The sequence below is a fragment of the Erwinia sp. STN24 genome (assembly GCF_041320675.1).
Classification (GTDB): domain Bacteria; phylum Pseudomonadota; class Gammaproteobacteria; order Enterobacterales; family Enterobacteriaceae; genus Erwinia; species Erwinia aeris.
In genome coordinates this window covers 303,253-323,432 of the sequence record NZ_JBGGPM010000003.1, presented here as the reverse complement: position 1 = coordinate 323,432, position 20,180 = coordinate 303,253, and the positions used below count along the sequence as shown (strand labels likewise).

Genomic DNA, 20,180 nt, shown 5'->3' with positions numbered 1-20,180 from the left:
CGGCAGGCTAAAGCCCTGCGGTTTCCCTGTCCGGCAGGCAGTCTTCTTCCTGCGCCAACGGACAAAAATCAAGCCAGCCGTGCGGCTGTGGATGTACGCGGCCATTTTGTTCATCGTGGGTTACCCATTGATAAAAGGCGATAGTGTCTTTGCCGCCGTCACCACGTAATAAGGCTTCGCCTTTCGTTGTCACTTTAAAACAGGCCCGCCAGTCAGGCTGCTGCCGTGCCGTAAGGCAGCGCCAAACCACCGTCGACGCCCATTTTTCCCTTTTCCCCGCCTCCAGCGCCGAAGCGGCCAGGCTGGCCTGCCGCAGATAAAGCCGCTCGTCCGCCACAAGGCTTAACGATGCATCCAGCTGCTGTCGGGTGGCGTTGAGCAGCGCCGTCGACATCAGCAACAGCAGGATCGCCATCAGCAGCGCACCGCTTCCCTGCTGCGTATTCACAAGTTTTCCGCCGTGATCCAGCGCTCGACGGTTAGCGGCAGCTGCGGAAAACGTCTGGCATAGCCGCCAAGCAGCAGTCGGATCTGTCTCGCCTGCTTAAGCACGCGAAAATCGCTGATTACTATGCTGTCCGGGTCGTTCATTTTTTCCCATCCGCCGCTGTCGCAGCTCTGTACGCCGCGCTGCGCCTCCAGATTGCCGTCGCGCAGCCGGAAGCCATAGTAGTCGCTGTTGTCATTGCCCGGCCCTTCCCAGCGGCCGTTGCTGTTCTCGTCCCAGCGCACCAGCAGGCATGCGTTTTTTTCGCCGATCGTCTGCAGCCCTTCGCCCTGGCATTTGCCGTGACAGTAGCCCGCGCGCCGCACGCTTTTTTCCAGCGTGCTCATCATCAGCTGTAGCTCTTCGTGAAGCTGAAAGGTCAGCAGGATCCGCAGATTGCCGATCTGCAACAGCGGCAGAAATTTTGCCGCGCCCAGCATCAGTACGCCGCTAATCGCCAACGCCACTAACATTTCCGGCAGGGTAAAACCACCGCGCTTCACGGACAGGCATCCTGACAAATGCGCACCCTTGCCCTCGACGACAGGATAATATGACGTTCGCCCGCCGCGCCGACGATCACGATCCGGCCCGGTTTGGCCACGTTGCGGCGGCCATAAAATCCCATCCCCTCCGTGAGCGAGGCTATTTTTATCGCAGGCCAGGGCGCAGTTAACGTTCGGCGCTGGCGGCCATGGCAGGACGCCTGCACCGGGCCGCTGCCCAGGCACCACGAAGCGCCATCCGTTTTCCACAGCAGCGCCTGCCGGTTATGCCAGTTTGTCTCGCTGCGCAGCCGCAGTAAAAAATGCTGGATTTGCCGCGCGCTCGCGTTTAGCCGCTGCGTCTGCTGCCACTGCTGCCAGCCACCGACCGCGCCGGCCATCAGCATGCTGGCGATAGTCATGACGATCAGCAATTCCGGTAAGGTAAAGCCTGCTCTGTTCATGTGCTCTATTGTGCCGTTGGCGAGCAAAGTTGCCAGCCACAAAAAGCCATCATGCGAGCGGCTTTCCGGCCGTTTACGCTTTGGATGTTTCATTACCTGTTTTTTTGCGGCCTGTATTGGAAAAACAACCTTTTCCGCTGCGGTTTTACCGCGCCATCCTGTCGGCAAAAATAAAGTTCAGACAGGTGGGCGCTTAAGCTCCGGGCAGAAAAGAAAGCGGTTAAGAGAACAGCAGCGGCAAGATAGCGGCGCTTAAGCTCTGGGCAGGAAATAAAGAGGCAGAAATAACGGTGGCAACACGGGGATACTTAAATTTAGTACAGCAAAGAGAACGGCAGCAGCTTTGTCGGGTCGTAAAAAAGGGAGCGAAAGCTCGCTCCCTTAGTCGGTCAGATGGCGACCGGCGCCTTAATGGCAGGATGCGGATCGTAACCTTCGATATCGAAATCTTCAAAACGATAATCAAACAGCGAAGCGGGTTTACGTTTGATCACCAGCTTCGGCATCTCACGCGGCTCGCGGGTCAGCTGCAGATTCGCCTGCTCCAGATGGTTGCTGTAGAGGTGCGTGTCGCCGCCCGTCCAGACAAAGTCGCCCGGTTCCAGATCGCACTGCTGCGCCACCATATGCACCAGCAGCGCATAGCTGGCGATATTAAACGGCAGGCCAAGGAACACATCGCAAGAGCGCTGATAGAGCTGGCAGGAAAGCTTGCCGTCCGCCACGTAGAACTGGAAGAAGGCATGGCACGGCGCCAGCGCCATCTCGTCAAGCTCGCCCACGTTCCACGCGGAGACGATGATGCGGCGCGAGTCCGGATCGTTTTTCAGCTGCTCCATCACTTTTGCCAGCTGATCAATCTGGCGGCCGTCCGGCGCGCCCCAGCTGCGCCATTGCTTGCCGTATACCGGGCCAAGGTCGCCGTTTTTATCGGCCCACTCGTCCCAGATGGTCACTTTATTTTCTTTCAGATAGGCGATATTGGTGTCGCCCTTCAGAAACCACAGCAGCTCATGGATAATCGAACGCAAATGGCACTTCTTGGTGGTCACCAGCGGAAAGCCTTCCTGCAGGTTGAAACGCATCTGATGACCAAAAATCGACAGCGTGCCGGTACCGGTACGGTCATTTTTCGGCGTGCCCTCGTTGAGCACTTTCTGCATTAATTCCAGATACTGTTTCATTTTTCCTCACGAACGTGTTGCACGGTACGGCGGCGATACGCCCAAATCATCATAATCGCGCCGGCGATAATCATCGGCGTCGAAAGGATTTGCCCCATGCTGATAAAATTGTCGAACAGGCCCAGCTGGGCGTCTGGCTGACGGAAATACTCCACGATAAAGCGGAATACGCCGTAGCCGATCAGGAACAAGCCTGATACCGCGCCCATCGGACGATTTTTACGGATAAAAACGTTCAAAATGATAAACAGCACCACGCCTTCCAGCAGCAGTTCATAGAGCTGAGAAGGATGGCGCGGCAGCACGCCGTAAGTAGCCAGCAGCGACTGCCATTCAGGATGGGTGGCGGCCAGCGCTACGTCTTCGCCGCGCGAGCCGGGAAACAGCATCGCCCATGGCAGATCGGGCGCTACGCGTCCCCAGAGTTCACCATTGATAAAGTTGCCCAGACGGCCGGCGCCCAGCCCGAAAGGGATCAGCGGCGCGATAAAATCCGCCACCTGGAAAAAGTTGCGTTTGGTACGGTGGGCGAACCACAGCATCACGCAGATAACGCCCAGCAGGCCGCCGTGGAACGACATGCCGCCATCCCAGACCTTGAACAGATAGAGCGGATTATCCAGAAACAGCGGCATATTATAAAACAGCACGTAGCCGATGCGGCCGCCCAGGAAGACGCCGAGGAACCCCGCATAGAGCAGATTCTCAACCTCTTCTTTTTTCCAGCCGCTGCCCGGCTTGTTGGCGCGGCGTACGGCCAGCCACATGGCAAAGATAAAGCCGACCAGATACATCAGGCCATACCAGTGCAGGGCAATCGGCCCGACGGAGAAAATTACCGGATCAAATTGGGGGAAAGCCAGATAGCCGTTAGTCATCTTTCACCATTATTAATAGTCCCTGATTTCAGGTGACGGAATGAATAAAGCGCGCGTGCGGCGCCGCGCAGAGGCGCGCATCATAGCACAGGCCGCACGAAGGCGGCCCGATGGAACTTTGTAAACTTTAATAAGAGAACTATCGACCACCGCGGATTAGACCGCCCAGCCCGCGCCGTTCCATAAAGGCGGCGACCAGGTGGCGCACCTCATTTGCCTGTTCCGCCTGCAGGCCCGCTTCCGCCAGCTTCTGCGCCTCTTCGTAATCAATATGATGCAGAAGATATTTCACCCTGGCGACGTTGCGTCCGTTCATGCTCAGATGGTGATAGCCCAGCCCCACCAGCAGGGCGACGCAGCTGGAATCGCCCGCCATTTCGCCGCACAGACAGAGTTCGATATTGGCCCGCTTCGCCTCTTCCGCAATGGTTTTCAGCGCGCGCAGCATCGCCGGATGCAGGCTGTCGTAAAGGCTGGCGACGCGCGTATTGTTGCGATCGACGGCCAGCAGGTACTGCGTCAGATCGTTAGTGCCGACGGAGATAAAATCGACCCGCTTTGCCAGGTGGCCGATCATAAAGATCATCGAGGGTACCTCAATCATCACGCCGACGCGCGGCCTGGGAATCGGGTAGCCCAGCATCTCTTCCACTTCCTTTCCGGCTCGTTCGATTAGCCTGAGCGCCTCGTCGATTTCATCAATGCTGGTGATCATCGGCAGCAGAATGCTGAGGTTGTCGCTGGCGACGTTAGCGCGCAGCATGGCGCGTACCTGGACCAGAAAAATCTCCGGCTGATCCAGCGTTAGTCGGATACCGCGCCAGCCCAGGCAAGGGTTCTCCTCGCTTATCGGCATGTAGGGCAGCTGTTTGTCAGCGCCGATATCCAGCGTGCGCAGCGTAACCGGCTTTTCCAGGAAGAGTTGCAGCATCCCCTGATACTGCGCGACCTGCTCCTCTTCGGAAGGGAAACCGTTTTGCAGCATAAAGGGGATTTCCGTACGGTAAAGCCCGACGCCATCCACGCGACCGCCCTGCGCCTGCTCATGCTCCGCGCTCAGGCCCGCGTTGAGCATCACTTTTACCGGCTCGCCCGACTTCAGCGTCGCAGGCCGCTCCACCACGTCTTCCGCCAGCTTGCTCAGCTCGTTTTCTTCGCTGATCAGCCGCTGATATTCCTGCACCAGCACCGGTTCCGGATCCACCAGCAGCTCGCCGCGATAGCCGTCCACGATCAGCAGCCTGCCGTTGAGCGCCTCGGGCTGAATATCCGCGCCCATCACGGTCGGAATGCCCATCGCGCGCACCATAATCGCCGCGTGCGAGTTGGCCGCGCCATCCCTGACCACCACGCCTGCCAGGCGATCGTGCGGCAGCTCGGCCAGCGTCGTGGCGGTCAGCTCGTCGGCCACCAGCACGAAGCGTTCGGGCCAGGTATTGGTGCCCTGCATGGTGTCGTCGAGGTGAAACAGCAAACGCTGCCCCAGCGCGCGCAGATCGCCCGCCCTTTCACGCAGATAGCTGTCCTGCAGGCTGGCAAACTGGGCGGCAAACTTCTCAATGACCTTCTTTACCGCCCATTCCGCCACGAAGCCGTTGTCGATCTCCGCAAAGAGATCTTTTTTCAGCCTGTTGTCGCTGAGCAGGTGCGAATAGAGATCGAAAATGGCGGCGCTTTCTTTATGCACGCTGGAGGTGAAACGTTTGCTGTAGCGGCGAAACTCGCCGGAAGCCTCGTCCATCGCCAGCGACAGCCTTTCGCGCTCGCGCACCGCATCCAGCGTGGAGGCCGCCGAAACGGTATCCAGCGACGGCTGGTTGCTTTCTACCCAGCCTGCGGCCACCGCCACGCCCGGCGCGGCGGCCAGGGCACGCACGCGGGTTTGCCGGTACTGTCCGAACAGCGTATTAAGCTGCGATTGAGAGAGAATAGTGGCCATTTGCGTAGCCAGCGTCACCAGAAACGATTCTTCGCTCTCGTCAAACTGGCGGTGCTCGCGCTGCTGAACGACCAGTACGCCCAGCAGCTGGCGGCGGCTGATAACCGGCACGCCAAGAAAAGAACGGAAGCGCTCTTCTTTTACGGAAGGAATATATTTGAAGCTGGGATGACTTTGCGCATCGGCAAGGTTGATAGGTTCAGCCAGACGCCCTACCAGCCCGACGATCCCTTCGTCGAAAGCCAGCGCGACGGTGCGGCCGCGCGGCTTTTTCAGGCCGCGCGTCGCCATCAGGTAATAGCAGCGACGGTCGTGATCGGCCAGGTAGACCGAACAGACTTCGGTATCCATTGCCAGGCAGATTTCGCTGACCAGAATGTCGAGCGCCTCGGTCAGCCGGGGCGCTCCTGCCACTTTCTCCACTATCTCGCGCAGCTGTATAAGCATATCTGAGCGGCTTACCCTCTCTTCCGTCGATAAGGCGTATTTCGCGGTACGGCATTCTCCTGCAGGGGCATCACCACGCTGGCGAACTCCTTCATCACCCGGCGATAAACGTCGCGTTTAAAAGAGACAACCTGACGTACAGGATACCAGAAGCTCACCCAGCGCCAGCCGTCGAACTCCGGCGTGCTGCTGGTTTGCATGTTGATATCCGCGTCATTGCACAAGAGTTGCAGAAGAAACCACTTCTGTTTCTGGCCGATACAAACCGGCTTTGTGTCCCAACGCACCAAACGTTTCGGCAACTTATAGCGTAACCAGTTCCGGGTAGAGGCAAGGATGCGCACATCTTTGCGGTGCAAACCGACTTCCTCAAAGAGTTCTCGATACATCGCCTGTTCTGCCGTTTCGCCAGGGTTGATGCCTCCCTGAGGAAACTGCCAGGAGTGCTGGCCATACCTTCTGGCCCACAACACTTGTCCCTGCCTGTTACAAATTACGATACCAACATTCGGGCGGTAGCCATCATCATCGATCACTGGACTACCTCAAAACTAATACTCGGATAGCCTGATTGTTTCATACTCCTTACAGACGGTAAACCACTGCTTTTGGGCCGTTACTGACGGCATTCGCGGGATAACTTGCGAACATTCGTAGAGTTATAAACAGAAATCGCCACTTTTGCGCGATCTTATTCACCTTTTCTGTGGATATCTTTGTGCAGAACTCTCCTGGCCGCTGGGGAAAACTCAGAGTGGCGCCTTTTAGCCTAAGGTTAATACTTTGGTTAACGCATTATAAATATTGGGATTTATCCAATTCTACCGCGTCCTTCTGCTGTTTCAGGGCCCCCGATCAATAACGACACCAGGCAGGTGGCGAAAGATCGAACACCGACTTTTTTATCCACAGGATATGTTGCTATCCTAAGCAAAAAATGCGGTAACCCGGGTAAAACCGCCGCGTCAAGCCTGTAAATCGAAACAGTATTATTTTAAAAATCGACTTATCCCATTTTTCTGTGGATAACTACGTGTAAGATCCTGTTCATTGTCGGTGCGCAGGCAGGCATAACCTTTTCAACTTCCCGATCGCGGCCGCAAAGTGACAAAAAAAAGCCGCGATTAATCATGCTATTATTGCGCTTTTCCTCAGGGATGAACGCATCCCTTTTAATATGGAAAACTACTGTTCATTTTTTAACCAACAACCAAGAGCAGGCGATGCCAGACTATTTTTCTCCGGTTTTACCGCCGGAAAACGAAGCCGCGTTACTGGAACGCGCGCGCCAGCTGGCTGGCTTTACGCTGGGCGAACTGGCGTTGAGAGCGGGCCTTACGATACCGCGCGACCTGCGTCGCGATAAGGGCTGGGTGGGTATGCTACTGGAACGCTATCTGGGCGCCAGCGCAGGCAGCAAACCAGAACAGGATTTTGCCGACATCGGCGTGGAGCTGAAAACTATTCCTGTCGACGCGCAGGGCCGCCCGTTGGAAACCACCTTTGTTTGCGTGGCACCGTTGACCGGCAACAGCGGTCTGGTCTGGGAAACCAGCCATGTGCGACATAAGCTGGCGAGAGTATTGTGGATACCGGTAGAAGGCGATCGGGCAATTCCGCTGGCCGAACGTCGCGTCGGCGCCCCGCTGCTGTGGAGTCCCAGTGAAGAAGAAGAGCTGCTGCTGCGGCGCGACTGGGAAGAGCTGATGGATATGATCGTGCTGGGACAGGTAGAGCGTATTACCGCCCGCCACGGCGAAGTGCTGCAAATCCGGCCCAAAGCCGCCAACAGCAAAGCCCTGACGGAAGGCATTGGCGAAAACGGCCAGCCGGTAATGACGCTGCCCAGGGGCTTCTACCTGAAAAAGGCTTTCACCGCGCCCTTACTGGCACGTCATTTTTTACTGTAAAGCTTTAGCTGAGCGGCATCCGGATGAGTATACTCTTCGTTTAACTTTCGTTTAGGATGCAACGTTGTATGTTTGACTGGATTGCCGATCCCAACGCCTGGCTGGCGCTGGGTACACTGACGATTCTGGAAATCGTTCTGGGTATTGATAATATTATTTTTCTTTCTCTGGTGGTGGCTAAACTTCCCAAACAGCAGCAGAACGCCGCGCGCCGTATCGGCCTGGCGGGCGCCATGCTGATGCGTCTGGGTCTGTTGGCCTCGATTGCCTGGGTCATTCGCCTGACCACGCCGCTGTTTACGCTGATGGACCACGCTTTTTCCGCGCGCGATTTAATCCTGCTGTTCGGGGGGCTTTTTCTGCTGTGGAAGTCCAGTATGGAGATCCACGAAACAATAGAAGGCGGTGAAGAAGAACATAAAAGCAATGTTCATTCCTTCGCCGGCGCGATTGTGCAGATTATGCTGCTGGATATTATCTTTAGTCTTGATTCGGTAATTACTGCCGTTGGCCTGTCCGATCATCTGATTATTATGATGGCGGCCGTGGTAATTGCAGTGGGCGTGATGATGTTTGCCGCCCGCGCTATCGGTGAATTTGTTGACCGCCATCCTTCAGTAAAAATGCTGGCGCTGACTTTCCTGATCCTGGTAGGTTTCACCCTGATCCTGGAAAGCTTCAATATTCACGTGCCAAAAGGTTATATCTATTTCGCGATGTTCTTCTCCATGTCGGTAGAGTGTCTTAACCTGCTACGCGGCAAAAAAAACCACGCCTGATACCAGGCCGACCGGCGCTGCCGGTCGGCTTCTTCCCGTTGTTTTTACGATCAAAGTCAATAGTTCGTCGTGCTGTGACGCCTTTTTAGGAGTTCTGCGGTTAACGCTTTCTGTAAAATGCGCTATTACTGATGCAGGCAAATTGAAGGCTAAGGGAGCGAAGTATGAAGTTGATGTCTGGCGCGGCCGTTCTGATGCTGGCCACGCTGCTCGGCGGTTGCAGCAGTGATTACGTGATGGCGACAAAAGAAGGCAAGATGATTATGACCCAGGGTAAACCGGAGATCGATCAGGATACCGGTCTGGTGAAGTACACCGATCGCTCCGGCCATGAGCTGCAAATCAACGGCGATGAGGTTTCATCGATTGTTGAACGCTAAGCCCAATCCCGCCACCTGACGCTTTCCGACAGGTGGCCCCCACCGCACTTCCCGATAAATCCGCTCTTCCCCCTGTAACGCCCGACGGTTATAGTCAAAAGCCGGATCTGGCGTTTGCTTCAACAGTTTTACCCCGCACGCCAGGCTGGTCTTTTAATAATGAAAAAAGGAAGCCGGCACATGCATTATCATCGCATCCCCCACAGTACGCTGGAAATCAGCAGCCTGGGATTAGGCACCATGACGTTTGGCGAGCAAAACAGTGAAGCCGATGCCCATGCGCAGCTTGATCTGGCGCTCCGTTCCGGCATTAACCTGATCGATACCGCTGAGATGTATCCGGTGCCGCCGCGCCCGGAAACGCAGGGGTTAACCGAAACCTATATCGGCAGCTGGCTGAAGGCGCGCGGCAATCGCGAAAAAGTGGTGCTGGCCTCTAAAGTCGCCGGGCCGGTACGCGGTGCGGATGCTTCAATCCGACCGGGCCAGGCGCTGGATCGCAAGAACATCCGTCAGGCGCTGGACGCCAGCCTGAAGCGGCTGAACACCGACTATCTGGATCTTTACCAGCTGCACTGGCCGCAGCGACAGACCAACTACTTCGGACGGCTGAACTACGAATATGCGGAAGATACCGCCACGGTCACGCTGCTGGAGACGCTGGAAGCGCTGAACGAGCAGGTTCGTGCCGGTAAAATACGCTATATCGGCGTCTCGAACGAAACGCCGTGGGGCGTGATGCGCTATTTACAGCTGGCGGAAAAGCACGAGCTGCCGCGCATTGTCTCTATTCAGAACCCCTACAGCCTGCTGAACCGCAGCTTTGAAGTGGGTCTGGCGGAAATCAGCCAGCACGAAGGCGTCGAGCTGCTGGCCTATTCCTGCCTGGCCTTTGGCACGCTGAGCGGCAAATACCTGAACGGCGCTAAGCCTGCCGGCGCGCGCAACACGCTGTTCAGCCGCTTTACCCGCTACAGCGGCGAACAGGCCGAGCTGGCTATTGCCGGGTATGTGGCGCTGGCGAAAAAGTATAATCTTGACCCGTCCCAGATGGCGCTGGCTTTTGTCCGTCAGCAGCCTTTCGTCGCCAGTACGCTGCTGGGCGCGACTACCCTGGAACAGCTGCAGCTGAATATCGACAGCTATAATCTGACGCTGGATGAGGAAGTGATGCAGGGGCTGGAAGCTATCCATCGCCGCTACACCTTCCCGTCGCCTTAACTCGTTTTTTGACGAAAACGGTTAACGGTAGCCAGTAAAAAGGGGCGGAATATTTCCGCCCCTTTTTTGCTCTGAAAATCCGTTTATTTCCCCACTCTGGTGTGGCGATGCTGCGCCAGCTGCCAGCCCCACAGCACGGCAATCGCCAGCGCAAACAGCGCACCGAAGCCCACGCCGGTGGCTACCGGCGGCGCGCCCAGCTTCACGGCCAGCGAGTAAAGCCCCAGCATGATCAACATCGCGCCGTTCTCACCCAGGTTTTGTACCGCAATAGCGTTGCCTGCGCCGACGCTCTCCTTGCCGCGCATCTGCAACAGCGCGTTCAGCGGCACCACAAAGAAGCCGCCAAGCATGCCGATAACTATCAGTAATCCGTAAGCGCCTGCCGCCGTGTGCTGCAAGGCGAAAAAGACCACCGCCACGCCAATCAGCACGCCCGCCGGCATACATCTGCCGACCGTTTTCAGCGTCACCAGCTTCGCGGCCGCGCCTGCGCCGAACACAATGCCGATGGCGACCATAGCATTCAGCAGCGTGGGCGTTTTGTTATCGGTAATACCCAACGCGACCGGCACCCACAACACCAGCAGAAAACGCAGGGTGACGCCCGCGCCCCAGAAGAGGCTGGTGCCCACCAGCGAAAAACGCGTTTCGCCATTGCGCCACAGCTCGCGACAGGCGTGGAAAAAGCTGAGCGACATGCGCAGTGGATGCCAGCTTTGCCCCGCCCTCGCCGCCGCCAGTTTTGGGATCAGCACGTTCGCCGCTACGGCAAGCCCGTAGGCCAGCACGCAGGCGATAAGCGCGCCGGTCAGGTTCCAGTCCGCCAGCACGCCGCCCGCGATCGATCCCAGCAAAATAGCCGCAATGGTTGAGGATTCCATCAGGCCATTTGCCTTGACCAGCGTTTCGCCGCCGGTGATTTCGCCCAAAATGCCGTACTTGGCTGGTGAATAGGCCGCCGCGCCAACGCCAACCAGTGCATAGCCGATAAAAGGATTAAAGCCGAAACAGATAGTCAGCGCGCCCAGCAGCTTGAGGCCGTTGGCGACCATCATCACCCGACCTTTGGCGAAGCTGTCCGCAACCTGGCCGACGAAAGGCGCCAGGATGATATAGGTGGCGACAAAAACCATTTGCAGCACCGGCTGGCTCCAGTCCGGATAGACCTGGTTTTTAAGCACCGCCAGCGTGGCGAAGAGCAGCGCATTATCGCCAAAAGCCGACAAAAACTGCGCGGCGATAACCGCCATCATGCCGCGCGAAAGCAGCTTTTCGCTGCCGGATGAGTTATGCATTTTCCGCCTCTTTTTCCGGCTGTTCCGCCATGCTTTTCAGCGTAACGAAGTCGGGTTTCCCGCTGCCCAACAGCGGCAGCTGCGGCAACACGCGAATATCGCGCGGCACCGCCAGCTCCGGCGCGCCCAGCTCGCGAGCCGCCTTCTGCAGCCTGTCGCGGGTTAATTCGCCGTCGGTGGTAAACAGCACCAGCGCTTCGCCACGGTTGCCGTCGGGCTTTATCGACGCGGCGTGCTGTTTTTCTGCCGATGCCTTCAGCGCAATCTGCTCGACAATTTCCAGCGACACCATTTCGCCCGCCAGCTTAGCAAACCGCTTTGCGCGCCCCTGGATCTGACAAAAACCATGCTCGTCAAAGCTGACGATATCACCGGTATCGTACCAGCCTGCTTCCATCTGTCCTTCGCCGTTATCCGCCTGCGGCGCTTCCAGCACGCCTGGTTTTTCTACCCGGAGGTAGCCTTTCATAATATTCGGCCCGCGCAGCTGCAGAAGCCCGCCCTGCTCAATCCCCGGCACGGAAATCAGACGAGAATCCATGCCCGGCAGGATACGCCCGACGGTATGGTTTTTCGCCGCCATCGGCACGTTGATGGCCACCACCGGCGCGCACTCCGTCACGCCGTACCCTTCCAGAATGCGGATGCCGAATTTCTCCATCCAGACCTGACGCGTGCCCTCCTGCAATTTTTCTGCGCCGGCCACCACGTAGCGCAGGCGCGCGAAATCATACGGATTAGCAAAGCGCGCGTAGTTGCCCAAAAAGGTGGAGGTGCCGAACAGTACGGTGCAGTTCCGGTCATACACCAGCTCCGGAATAATACGATAGTGCAGCGGGCTGGGATAAAGGAACACTTCTGCCCCGGTCATTAGCGGCGTAAACAGCCCAACGGTCAGGCCGAAAGCGTGAAACAGCGGCAGCGCGGACATAAAGCGGTCGCGCGGCGTAAAGTCGGCCACCGTGCGGATTTGTTCCACATTCGCCAGCAGGCTTTTATGCGAATGCACCACGCCTTTAGGATGACCTTCCGAGCCGGAGGTAAACAGCACCATCGCCGCGTCTTCCGGCTGCTGCTGCACTTCAGCATGGCGTGGCAGAAGAAGATGGCCGAGGATCCAGAGTTTATCCTGCGTGGTAACCGTTCCTTTCAGATCTTCCAGAAAGATCCATTTTACCCCGGTAAGCTGCTCGGGCAGATGCCAGAGCTTGCCCTTGTCCAGAAACTGACGGGAGGTGAAAACCGTTTTTACCTCTGCCGCTTTCAGCGCGCTGCCCACGCCTTTAACGCCTGCGGTGTAGTTAAGCATCGCCGGAACGCGGCCACGCATCGACGCGCCCAGGATCGCGGCGGCGGTCACCGTCGTATTCGGCAGCAACAGGCCAATGTATTCACCTGGCGACGTATAACGCTCCAGGATCCGGCCGACGCCCAGCGATTTTTTCAGCAGCCCCGTGTAGCTGTCAGGCTGCAAATTGACGTCTTCAATACAGGATTTGAAATAGCCATAGCGCGTGCGGGCAGCCAGAAACGCCTGATAAAGCGTCTCGCGCGGGCGCACCGCCATTCGCGCTTCCATCATAATATGATGCAGATGTTCCCCCGCCAGCCTGCGGCGCTCCCGCGCGGTTTTGGCCTCCGGCATCGGGATGGTGGTGGCAGGAAGCACGGTCATGCTGATACGCGGGAAAAGGCGGCGCTTAAACACGCCGGCCAGGCGGCCAAACGGCGAAAACTCCGCGCCCTCTATCCGCAGCGGCACAACGGTAGCCTGCGACTTTGCCGCGACAAAACCGGCACCGTCGTAAATTTTCATCAGCGATCCGGTGACGGTAATTCGCCCCTCGGGAAAAATCACCACCGGACGGCCCTGCGCGATCGTTTTTACCAGACGCTTGACCGACAGCGGCTTTGCCGGATCCAGCGGCACAAAATCCACCAGCGGGCGCACCCAGCGCATATACCATTTTTCGCTGATGGAAGAGTAGACGGCAAATACCGGCTTAACCGGCAAAAACAGCGCCAGCAGCATGCCGTCCAGAAACGACATATGGTTGGGCACAATCAGCACCTTTGGCTGGTGCAGCGGGGAAAGATCGCCAGCCAGCCGGGTACGGTAGAGCACCCCAACCAGCAGACGGAAAAATGAAAGCAGCATGCCATCTCCTTAGCAGATAAATTTGCCTGTAACGATGCAGGATATGGCTGCGCATGACAATGGCGGAACATAAAAATCAGGATGTGCTGAATCAATTTATGTGTGGATACCGCAGCGTTGCAAAAAGATTTGCGGCGCTGGCCGAAGAAACAGGCTCCTGCTGGCGAACAACCAAAACCAGTAGCGCTCACGCTTTTTTTAGCACCTGCGCTACACGGCAGCATAAAAAATCAGGCGATGGCAGCCCGGCTCAGCAAGCTGATTTCCCTGCGGCCCGTTCCTTTCTCAGCTATTGCCCGGCGTAATAATGCCCCGACGCAGCATGGCCTGCATTATTGTGGCCTGCCAGTGCTGGCTTGTTGCTTCCGGCGAACTGGCGTTCAGACTGCCGGCCAGCCGCATTGCGCACTCCTGGGTAAACTGCCCGCGTCCGGATAACTGGCTGTTATGGTGCAGAAATTCGAGCTGACTGTTAACATCCAGCCTGTCGAAAAGAACGCTGACCAACCGGTCCCGCACTTTTTGCGGCATTTCTTGCCAGGCTTTATCCGGCACCGCCTCTTTAAGCACGCCCATGCCGCGGCTGATATGGCTGTCGGAAGCCGCCAGCAGATGATCGGTGCCGCGCCGCCGCGTTTCGGGATCGTCGCTCCACATATCTTCAAGGCTCAGCTCACAGCGTAATCTGACCGCCTGTTCACGACCCGTACGGGAAACGCCGGGCATGCCGGAATCGATAAATCCCCCCAGCAGTTCATCCAGCGCCTGACGATCGTCCGAGTAGGCCACTTCCTCCGTCAGATCCTCACTGCTTATCAGGTGGTTAAGATACCCCACAATCGAAGCCACTTTATTCAGCGTGAAGTTTTCAGGAAGGGCCGCCGTAGCGCGCAGCTCCGCGATGCTGGCTTCATTTCTTTGTTGATTACTGATTACCGGAGCGGCATTTTTCCCCGCCTGGCGCAGCTTTTCGCTGAAGGGCCTGTCGTGCAGCGAACGGCGCTGCTCCGGCGTCAGGGAATCATTAACCAGCTGTTTTGCCAGATGCAGAGCTGATCCAATAGTGAGAGAAGGACGATCCAGCTGCATTTCCCTGCTCAGCATCCAGTTTCTTTCAATGCTTTCAGGTTTCGTTTCGCTGCCGTGACTGAGACGCAGCATTCTGTCGTCATAACCCGGCAGATTACCTATCGAGCTAATCGTACTTTCGGTAAAGCCAAAGGAGCCTCGGGCGCGAATCAAATCACTCTCTACAACCTCAGCAGGACTGTACGACCAGCGCTGCGCCTTCCCTGAATTTGCGTTCAATTTAAAGCTGGGATAGCGCGCTTCCGGTTCGAGGCTATAGGTGTTCAGCATGGAAAAAGGCTTATCGGTATCGTGACCAGCAAAACGGCCGTGCCCGTTTTCGCCGTTAAAACAGTGTTGAGCAATAAAGTTACCGTTATCAATGGACTGCTGTAGCATTTTTGGCTCATGCCTGATGGCTGCATGAGTAATGTGCGTAAGGAGCTGGCCTTCACCATGATGAAACCAGTTCTGGCTGGCCTCGTAATGGCGAAACCGCTTTTGTAGGGCTTCGTTTCCCTCTGTTTTCGCGCCCACCAGCGTCAGGCTCCCTCCCAGCACTTTGGTTGCGCCCAGATTGCCGAACTTTTGATGGCTTTTGCACAGGAATAAGCGGAGTTCATTATTGGCTAACGCTTCGCTAAAGGTCCCCATTAGCGCCTTCATTTCTCCTTCTTTTTCAATGGTGGTGTCGATAACCACGTTAAGCGGCTCCGCTTTATTTTTGCGGTTTTTCATCTCCTGCCCGATGCCCTCAATCATATCCTGCAAAGACCAACTGTGTTCGGGTTGACTGTTGTGGGCGACAAAGCTGTCGCAGAAAGAGGTGTAAAACGCAGGCGACTGCTTTTGCGGATCGGCCAGCTTGCCGAAGCTGTCCGCATACTCCTCGGCCTCGTAATAGAATTGCGTGCACTTTTCCCCGTTCTTCAGGGGCGCTAATCCGCTGCGGCTGGCGATCAGGGCGGCCTCAAGGGCTTCCGTAAGCGCCTGCATTCCTGAGGATAACAAGAAAGGTTCGATCGGATTGAGCTGCATCGCCTGCTGCGGCGGCAGCGCTTCGCGGATGCGCTGCGAAGCGTACGCCTTAAAGGCGTTGGCCTTGTACGGGCTTATGGCGCCCAGCAACACCTGCATTTCCTCCATCAGCGCCCGGTGAGCGTTGCCGAATCGGGTGCTGTCCGTAGCCAGCGCGGGCATGGCTTCGGCAATAAAGCGGATGCCCTGCAATCCCTGCGCAACCAAAGGATTTTGCTGATGACGCTGGGCCAGCTGCGGGTAGCTGAGTATGCGGGTAAGTTCGTCGATCATATCCGCATCCGCCCGGGCCAGCACGCTGGTGCTGAGCGAGTCAGGTATCTTTCTCAGCTGCGTAACCGGCCCCTGGGCATGAGGAGAGCGAAGCGCCGCAACAGTCAGGTGATTCTGTACTCGCGGGTCGTTGATGAAAGGCTGCTGCTGTGCGCCGACGGCGTTCCGGGCCACCTGATAAGCCGAAGGACGGGCGCCGAATTTATCAGCGAGTAAATCCAGCGCTTGCCAGTCATCCACACTGTCGCAGCTGATGGCAATAATACCCGGCGCGACGGCTTCCTGTTTTAACGGCCCGTGCCCGGGATGCTGGGCCTGGAAACGTTTAACAATTTTATCCGTCATAAATTCGCTGTTGATAAACAGACGCTGCTGCTGCTTCGCCTGCGGATAACGCAGCTGGTAGAGCTGGTGGCACAGATTGAGGGTTTTTCCCGAAGGCGCCATACGCTGATAGTAGCCATTCATTTCATGCCCGATCTCCAGCTTGCCGAACGGGACTTTACCGCTTGTTTCATCATGCGCAAATCCCAGCCCATACTGCGCGGCGGCCACCTGCCCGCCCGGAGTAGCGTTCAATTGCGCGCACCGCATACGCTTCCAGGTTTGCGTTCCCAAAAAATCAGCCGTGGCCGCTTTTTCATAGCGACGCTGGCCCAGCATATGCTGATGCAAATCAGCGCTGAACGTGCCGGGCGCGGCTTCGAGATCGTCCTTTGCCCGGATCTTATTAACCTGCTCTTCAAGCTCAGTAACCTGTTGTTGCAGATGTAAATTCGCCGACCCGCTATCCATACTGTGACGACGCCCGCCAGGCCGCCCGGCCTGGTGAGCCTCTCCGCTGCGCAACGGCGTAGTGCTTTCCTCACGTAACCTGTTTCCCTGGCTCGGGTTTTGGTATGGCCTTAGCTGGCCGGAAACGAATTTCATAAGTTCACCTTATTTTCTAAAGCGCTTTAGTGGCGACGTGAAACTTATGGTTCCTTACAACGATTGCTCCGCCCGGGTTGCTGGCCATTCCATTATTTTACGGGAACCGTTGACGCGTTAAGGACACTAAAGCCCCCTCATATCACATCACTTTTATTGAGGAAGACGCGTGCAGGTTAATCGTTCAGGCATATCGGCGCCCGCTCTGGCTACAGAGCAGAATAAACAGGCAGCCTCTGCAACCCGCCATTTACAAGGGCCGCTAAACGGCTTGCATCATGGCGCGGCTGGCATTAAAGGAAGCGTTGCCCCTGACAACCTTCGGCAAGGATTGTTGGGGATGGGACAGGTCGCCTTGCTTAAAGGAGATAATCAGCAGATGGAGACAGGTGGATGCGGCCCCTGTATTGGCGTAGGCATCACTTATCGTTCTCGTGACGGGGAAACAAGCGGGTTGCTTGCTCATCTGCAACCGGAAGCGGATATCAAAGATTTTGCTGCCAACGTCCGCCAGGCGTTCGACGATCATTTTGAATCTGAAATTAATCTCACGCTGGCTACCGTTCTCGACAAAGATCCGGCCGTTGCCGACCAGCAGCAAACCCGTTTAGCAGCGCTTCAGCAAAATCTCAGGTCGCAATATGATTATCTGGATCTGGACGACGATAACGTCCATGTTTCTACCGCGCACTCTGCGCTTTCCGTCGATCTGGCAGCCAATGAAATAAAAACCAGCCAGGAGACAAAAAAGGATTTCAGCACCGCTGATATGGACTACATGCGCGATCATATGCTGAATGACAGCAGGACGCTGCGCTACTTCACCGAGCCATCCGGGCAGCATTAATAACGCGCGATTAAAACTTTTCGGACGTGCTATATGGGCGCGTCCCAATTTATGCTGCATCAGCCATAACGCTGTCACACAGATGTTTAAACATACTGGCTGAAATAAAGGGATGTTCGGATTGCCTGAGCATTTATATTTTTCGCCGCAGAGGAGAAGTACGCTATGCCGTTACCCGCCATCCACCGCATTGTTACCGGACACGACGCCAAAGGAAAATCAACGATTTATAGCGAGGGTTCGCTGCCTTCGGTCATTGAGACGGAAGCGATCCCGGGGCTGATTTTTCACGAGGTCTGGGAAACGTCGGCATCGCCCGCGCCGGTTAATAACGATCCGGATCCCACTAGCGGACCGGTAATGCACAACGCGCCAACCAACGGCACGCGTATTCGCTTCGTCGATCTGCCGCCCGATGCCTCTTATCTGGATCAGGAAGATAACCGCATTAAAGATCTTTTTGAACAGGTTAACTATACCGACGGGCTGACGGTAAAAGCCGATTCGCCCCACCCCATGATGCACCGCAGCGAGGCGGTCGATTATTGCGTGATCGTACACGGCGAAGTTTATCTCGTGCTTGATGACTCAGAGGTGCTGCTCAGGCCCGGCAGCGTAGTTGTACAGCGGGGCACTAATCATGCGTGGTCAAACCGATCGCAGGAGTCCTGCCGTATCCTGTTCGTTCAGCTTGACGGTCGTTACGACCCGGCTTTGGCGGCACAACTGGCCGGGAAATAATATAGGTTACGACCCGGCTTTGGCGGCCCAACCGGCCGGGAAATAATGTAGTTAAGGCTGCCAGAGATATTTTACGGCTAAAGTGGCGATATTTGTGGGCGCTGGAATTTGTATTCGTAATGCGGGCAGTCTTAACAATGATACTGCCCGCCATGCTGATATTCCAATTGCTTTTCAGACCGGTTTCCGCCGGGGCGATAACGCCCATATGTTAGCGCGATGCCTCCCGCCAGCCGCCGCCCAGCGCGGCGATCAGCTGCACGCTGGCGACCCACTGCGTGCTTTGCAACGACAGCAGGCTCTGCTGCTGGCTCAGGCTGCTGTTTTCAGTGGTGGCGACATCCAGATAGTCAATCATCCCCGCTTCATACTGGTTACGCGTGACGCGGGCCGACTCCTGCGCCGCCGAGGTGGCGTTTTGCTGCGCCACGATTTCGTTTTGCAGCGTGTGCAGCTCCACCAGGTAGTTTTCCACCTCCTCAAAGCCGGTCAGCACCGCCTGGCGATAGTTGGCCACGTCGGCGTCATAGGCCGCTCTCGCCTGCTCCACTTTCGCCGAGGTGGCGCCAAAGTCCAGCAGCGTGCCGCTGAGCGACGGCCCGAGCGACCAGACGCGATTCGGCAGCGACAGCAAATTATGCAGCGCCGAGCTGGTAAAGCCGCCGGTGGCGCTCAGCGTGAGGTCGGGATAGTAGCCTGCGATCGCCACGCCAACGGCGGCATTGGCCGCTGCCACAGTGCGTTCTGCGTAAGCGATATCCGGGCGGCGCTCAAGCAGCGTCGAGGGCACGGCCTGCGGGATGGCGGGCAGCGTGGCGGTCATCGCTTTCGTTACCGGCAGGCTGAATTCCGCCGGCGTTTTACCGAGCAGGATAGCGATAGCGTGTTCGGTTTGCGCCCGCTGCCAGCTGAGGTCGAGCGCCGAAGCCCGCGAGGTTTCCAGCTGCATTTGCGCCTGCGCGAGCGTGGCGCGAGACTCGCTGCCAGCCTGATATTTATTCTCAATAATAGTCAGGTAGCGCTGGTAAGCCTCAACGCTTTGCTGATACAGCACGATCTGCTGGTCCATAATGCGCAGCTGAAAATAATCCTGCGCCAGCTCGGACTGGGCGCTGAGGGTGATATTCGCCAGCTCCGCCTCGCTGGCCTGCGCGCTGGCTTTGTTCTCTTCCAGCGTGCGCCGCAGCTTGCCCCAGATATCCACTTCCCAGCTGGCGCTGGCCTGTAGCGAATGGCTGTCGCTGGCGGTGCGCTGGCCCGTGCCCGTGGAAGCGCTGCCGCTGCGCGTTGAGGAACCGCTATAGGTCGCACCGGGCAGAAGGTCAGAGCGCGCTTCACTGACCAGCGCCCTGGCCTGGCGATACTGCGCTTCATACTGCGCCACGTTCTGGTTTGAAACGGCAACCTGCCGCAGCAGACCGCTCAGCGTATTGTCATGATAGACCGACCACCAGTCGCCTTTGTTTTGTGCATCCTGCGGTGCGGCCTCGCGCCAGCCCTGCGCTTCTTTATAGTGCGCGGGCACGCTCACCGCCGGACGATGGTAATCGGGGCCGACGGCGCAGCCGCTCAGCAGCAGCGCCAGGAAAACAGGCGCGAGCCTGGAACTTGTCCTTTGCCCGGACAGAAACGGTAATTTTTTCATTGTCATTA

Annotated in this window: 18 protein-coding genes; 7 read left to right on the top strand and 11 right to left on the bottom strand. The window is 57.0% G+C overall.

The annotated features are described in order from the left end of the window. Positions 1-7 precede the first annotated feature (7 nt). The 7 genes from ACA373_RS14085 to rppH form a co-directional block, all read right to left on the bottom strand. Complete coding sequence (locus ACA373_RS14085) at positions 8-448, bottom strand: DUF2509 family protein (RefSeq protein WP_253458756.1); 441 nt, start codon at positions 446-448, stop codon at positions 8-10. Next, the gene (locus ACA373_RS14080) at positions 445-996 is read right to left on the bottom strand and encodes a prepilin peptidase-dependent protein (protein WP_253461231.1); all 552 of its coding nucleotides are present in this window, start codon (positions 994-996) and stop codon (positions 445-447) included. Before ACA373_RS14080 ends, ACA373_RS14085 begins: the two co-directional genes overlap by 4 nt. After that, positions 987-1,529, bottom strand: a complete 543-nt coding sequence (locus ACA373_RS14075) for a prepilin-type N-terminal cleavage/methylation domain-containing protein (RefSeq protein ID WP_370734695.1) — start codon at positions 1,527-1,529, stop codon at positions 987-989. Before ACA373_RS14075 ends, ACA373_RS14080 begins: the two co-directional genes overlap by 10 nt. 296 nt (positions 1,530-1,825) lie before the next feature. After that, positions 1,826-2,620 carry a thymidylate synthase gene (gene thyA / locus ACA373_RS14070; protein ID WP_253458753.1) on the bottom strand — a complete coding sequence of 265 codons (795 nt, stop codon included), beginning with the start codon at positions 2,618-2,620 and terminating at the stop codon, positions 1,826-1,828. Further along, complete coding sequence (gene lgt, locus ACA373_RS14065) at positions 2,617-3,498, bottom strand: prolipoprotein diacylglyceryl transferase (RefSeq protein ID WP_253458750.1); 882 nt, start codon at positions 3,496-3,498, stop codon at positions 2,617-2,619. The genes thyA and lgt overlap by 4 nt, the downstream gene beginning before the upstream one ends. Positions 3,499-3,637: 139 nt before the next feature. After that, the gene (gene ptsP, locus ACA373_RS14060; protein ID WP_253458747.1) at positions 3,638-5,884 is read right to left on the bottom strand and encodes a phosphoenolpyruvate--protein phosphotransferase; all 2,247 of its coding nucleotides are present in this window, start codon (positions 5,882-5,884) and stop codon (positions 3,638-3,640) included. Between the two features lie 11 nt (positions 5,885-5,895). Next, positions 5,896-6,420, bottom strand: coding sequence for an RNA pyrophosphohydrolase (rppH, locus tag ACA373_RS14055; protein ID WP_125287387.1), 525 nt, complete (start codon positions 6,418-6,420; stop codon positions 5,896-5,898). A 687-nt stretch (positions 6,421-7,107) separates the two neighbouring features. Between rppH and mutH the strand changes: the two genes are divergently transcribed. From mutH to ACA373_RS14035, 4 genes are all read left to right on the top strand, one after another. Then, positions 7,108-7,794, top strand: coding sequence for a DNA mismatch repair endonuclease MutH (gene mutH / locus ACA373_RS14050; protein WP_253458745.1), 687 nt, complete (start codon positions 7,108-7,110; stop codon positions 7,792-7,794). Positions 7,795-7,862: 68 nt separating this feature from the next. Further along, the gene (locus ACA373_RS14045) at positions 7,863-8,573 is read left to right on the top strand and encodes a TerC family protein (RefSeq protein WP_370734694.1); all 711 of its coding nucleotides are present in this window, start codon (positions 7,863-7,865) and stop codon (positions 8,571-8,573) included. A 164-nt stretch (positions 8,574-8,737) separates the two neighbouring features. Beyond that, positions 8,738-8,953, top strand: coding sequence for a YgdI/YgdR family lipoprotein (locus ACA373_RS14040; protein WP_125287384.1), 216 nt, complete (start codon positions 8,738-8,740; stop codon positions 8,951-8,953). A 180-nt stretch (positions 8,954-9,133) separates the two neighbouring features. Beyond that, positions 9,134-10,174: an NADP(H)-dependent aldo-keto reductase gene (locus ACA373_RS14035; protein WP_301252541.1), complete on the top strand. Its 1,041-nt coding sequence runs from the start codon at positions 9,134-9,136 to the stop codon at positions 10,172-10,174. A gap of 83 nt (positions 10,175-10,257) precedes the next feature. On the opposite strand, the gene lplT is transcribed toward ACA373_RS14035, so the two are convergent. After that, positions 10,258-11,472 (bottom strand): lysophospholipid transporter LplT, encoded by a 1,215-nt coding sequence (lplT, locus tag ACA373_RS14030; RefSeq protein ID WP_253458737.1) that lies wholly within the window; start codon positions 11,470-11,472, stop codon positions 10,258-10,260. After that, complete coding sequence (gene aas, locus ACA373_RS14025; RefSeq protein ID WP_369895941.1) at positions 11,465-13,630, bottom strand: bifunctional acyl-ACP--phospholipid O-acyltransferase/long-chain-fatty-acid--ACP ligase; 2,166 nt, start codon at positions 13,628-13,630, stop codon at positions 11,465-11,467. The genes lplT and aas overlap by 8 nt, the downstream gene beginning before the upstream one ends. A gap of 53 nt (positions 13,631-13,683) precedes the next feature. Between aas and ACA373_RS14020 the strand changes: the two genes are divergently transcribed. Next, positions 13,684-13,935 (top strand): hypothetical protein, encoded by a 252-nt coding sequence (locus ACA373_RS14020; RefSeq protein ID WP_370734693.1) that lies wholly within the window; start codon positions 13,684-13,686, stop codon positions 13,933-13,935. Here ACA373_RS14020 and ACA373_RS14015 read toward each other — a convergent pair. After that, a complete protein-coding gene (locus ACA373_RS14015) occupies positions 13,916-16,939 on the bottom strand; it encodes a hypothetical protein (RefSeq protein ID WP_370734692.1) in 3,024 nt (1,007 codons plus the stop codon). The two genes, ACA373_RS14020 and ACA373_RS14015, sit on opposite strands and share 20 nt — an antisense overlap. Positions 16,940-17,318: 379 nt before the next feature. Between ACA373_RS14015 and ACA373_RS14010 the strand changes: the two genes are divergently transcribed. After that, positions 17,319-17,786, top strand: coding sequence for a hypothetical protein (locus ACA373_RS14010; RefSeq protein ID WP_253458725.1), 468 nt, complete (start codon positions 17,319-17,321; stop codon positions 17,784-17,786). A gap of 165 nt (positions 17,787-17,951) precedes the next feature. Further along, entirely contained in the window at positions 17,952-18,527 is a 576-nt protein-coding gene (locus tag ACA373_RS14005; RefSeq protein WP_253458721.1) for a cupin domain-containing protein, read from the top strand. Positions 18,528-18,738: 211 nt separating this feature from the next. Here the strand turns inward: ACA373_RS14005 and ACA373_RS14000 are convergent, their stop codons facing one another. Next, positions 18,739-20,172, bottom strand: a complete 1,434-nt coding sequence (locus ACA373_RS14000) for an efflux transporter outer membrane subunit (RefSeq protein WP_370734691.1) — start codon at positions 20,170-20,172, stop codon at positions 18,739-18,741. Positions 20,173-20,180: the final 8 nt, after the last annotated feature.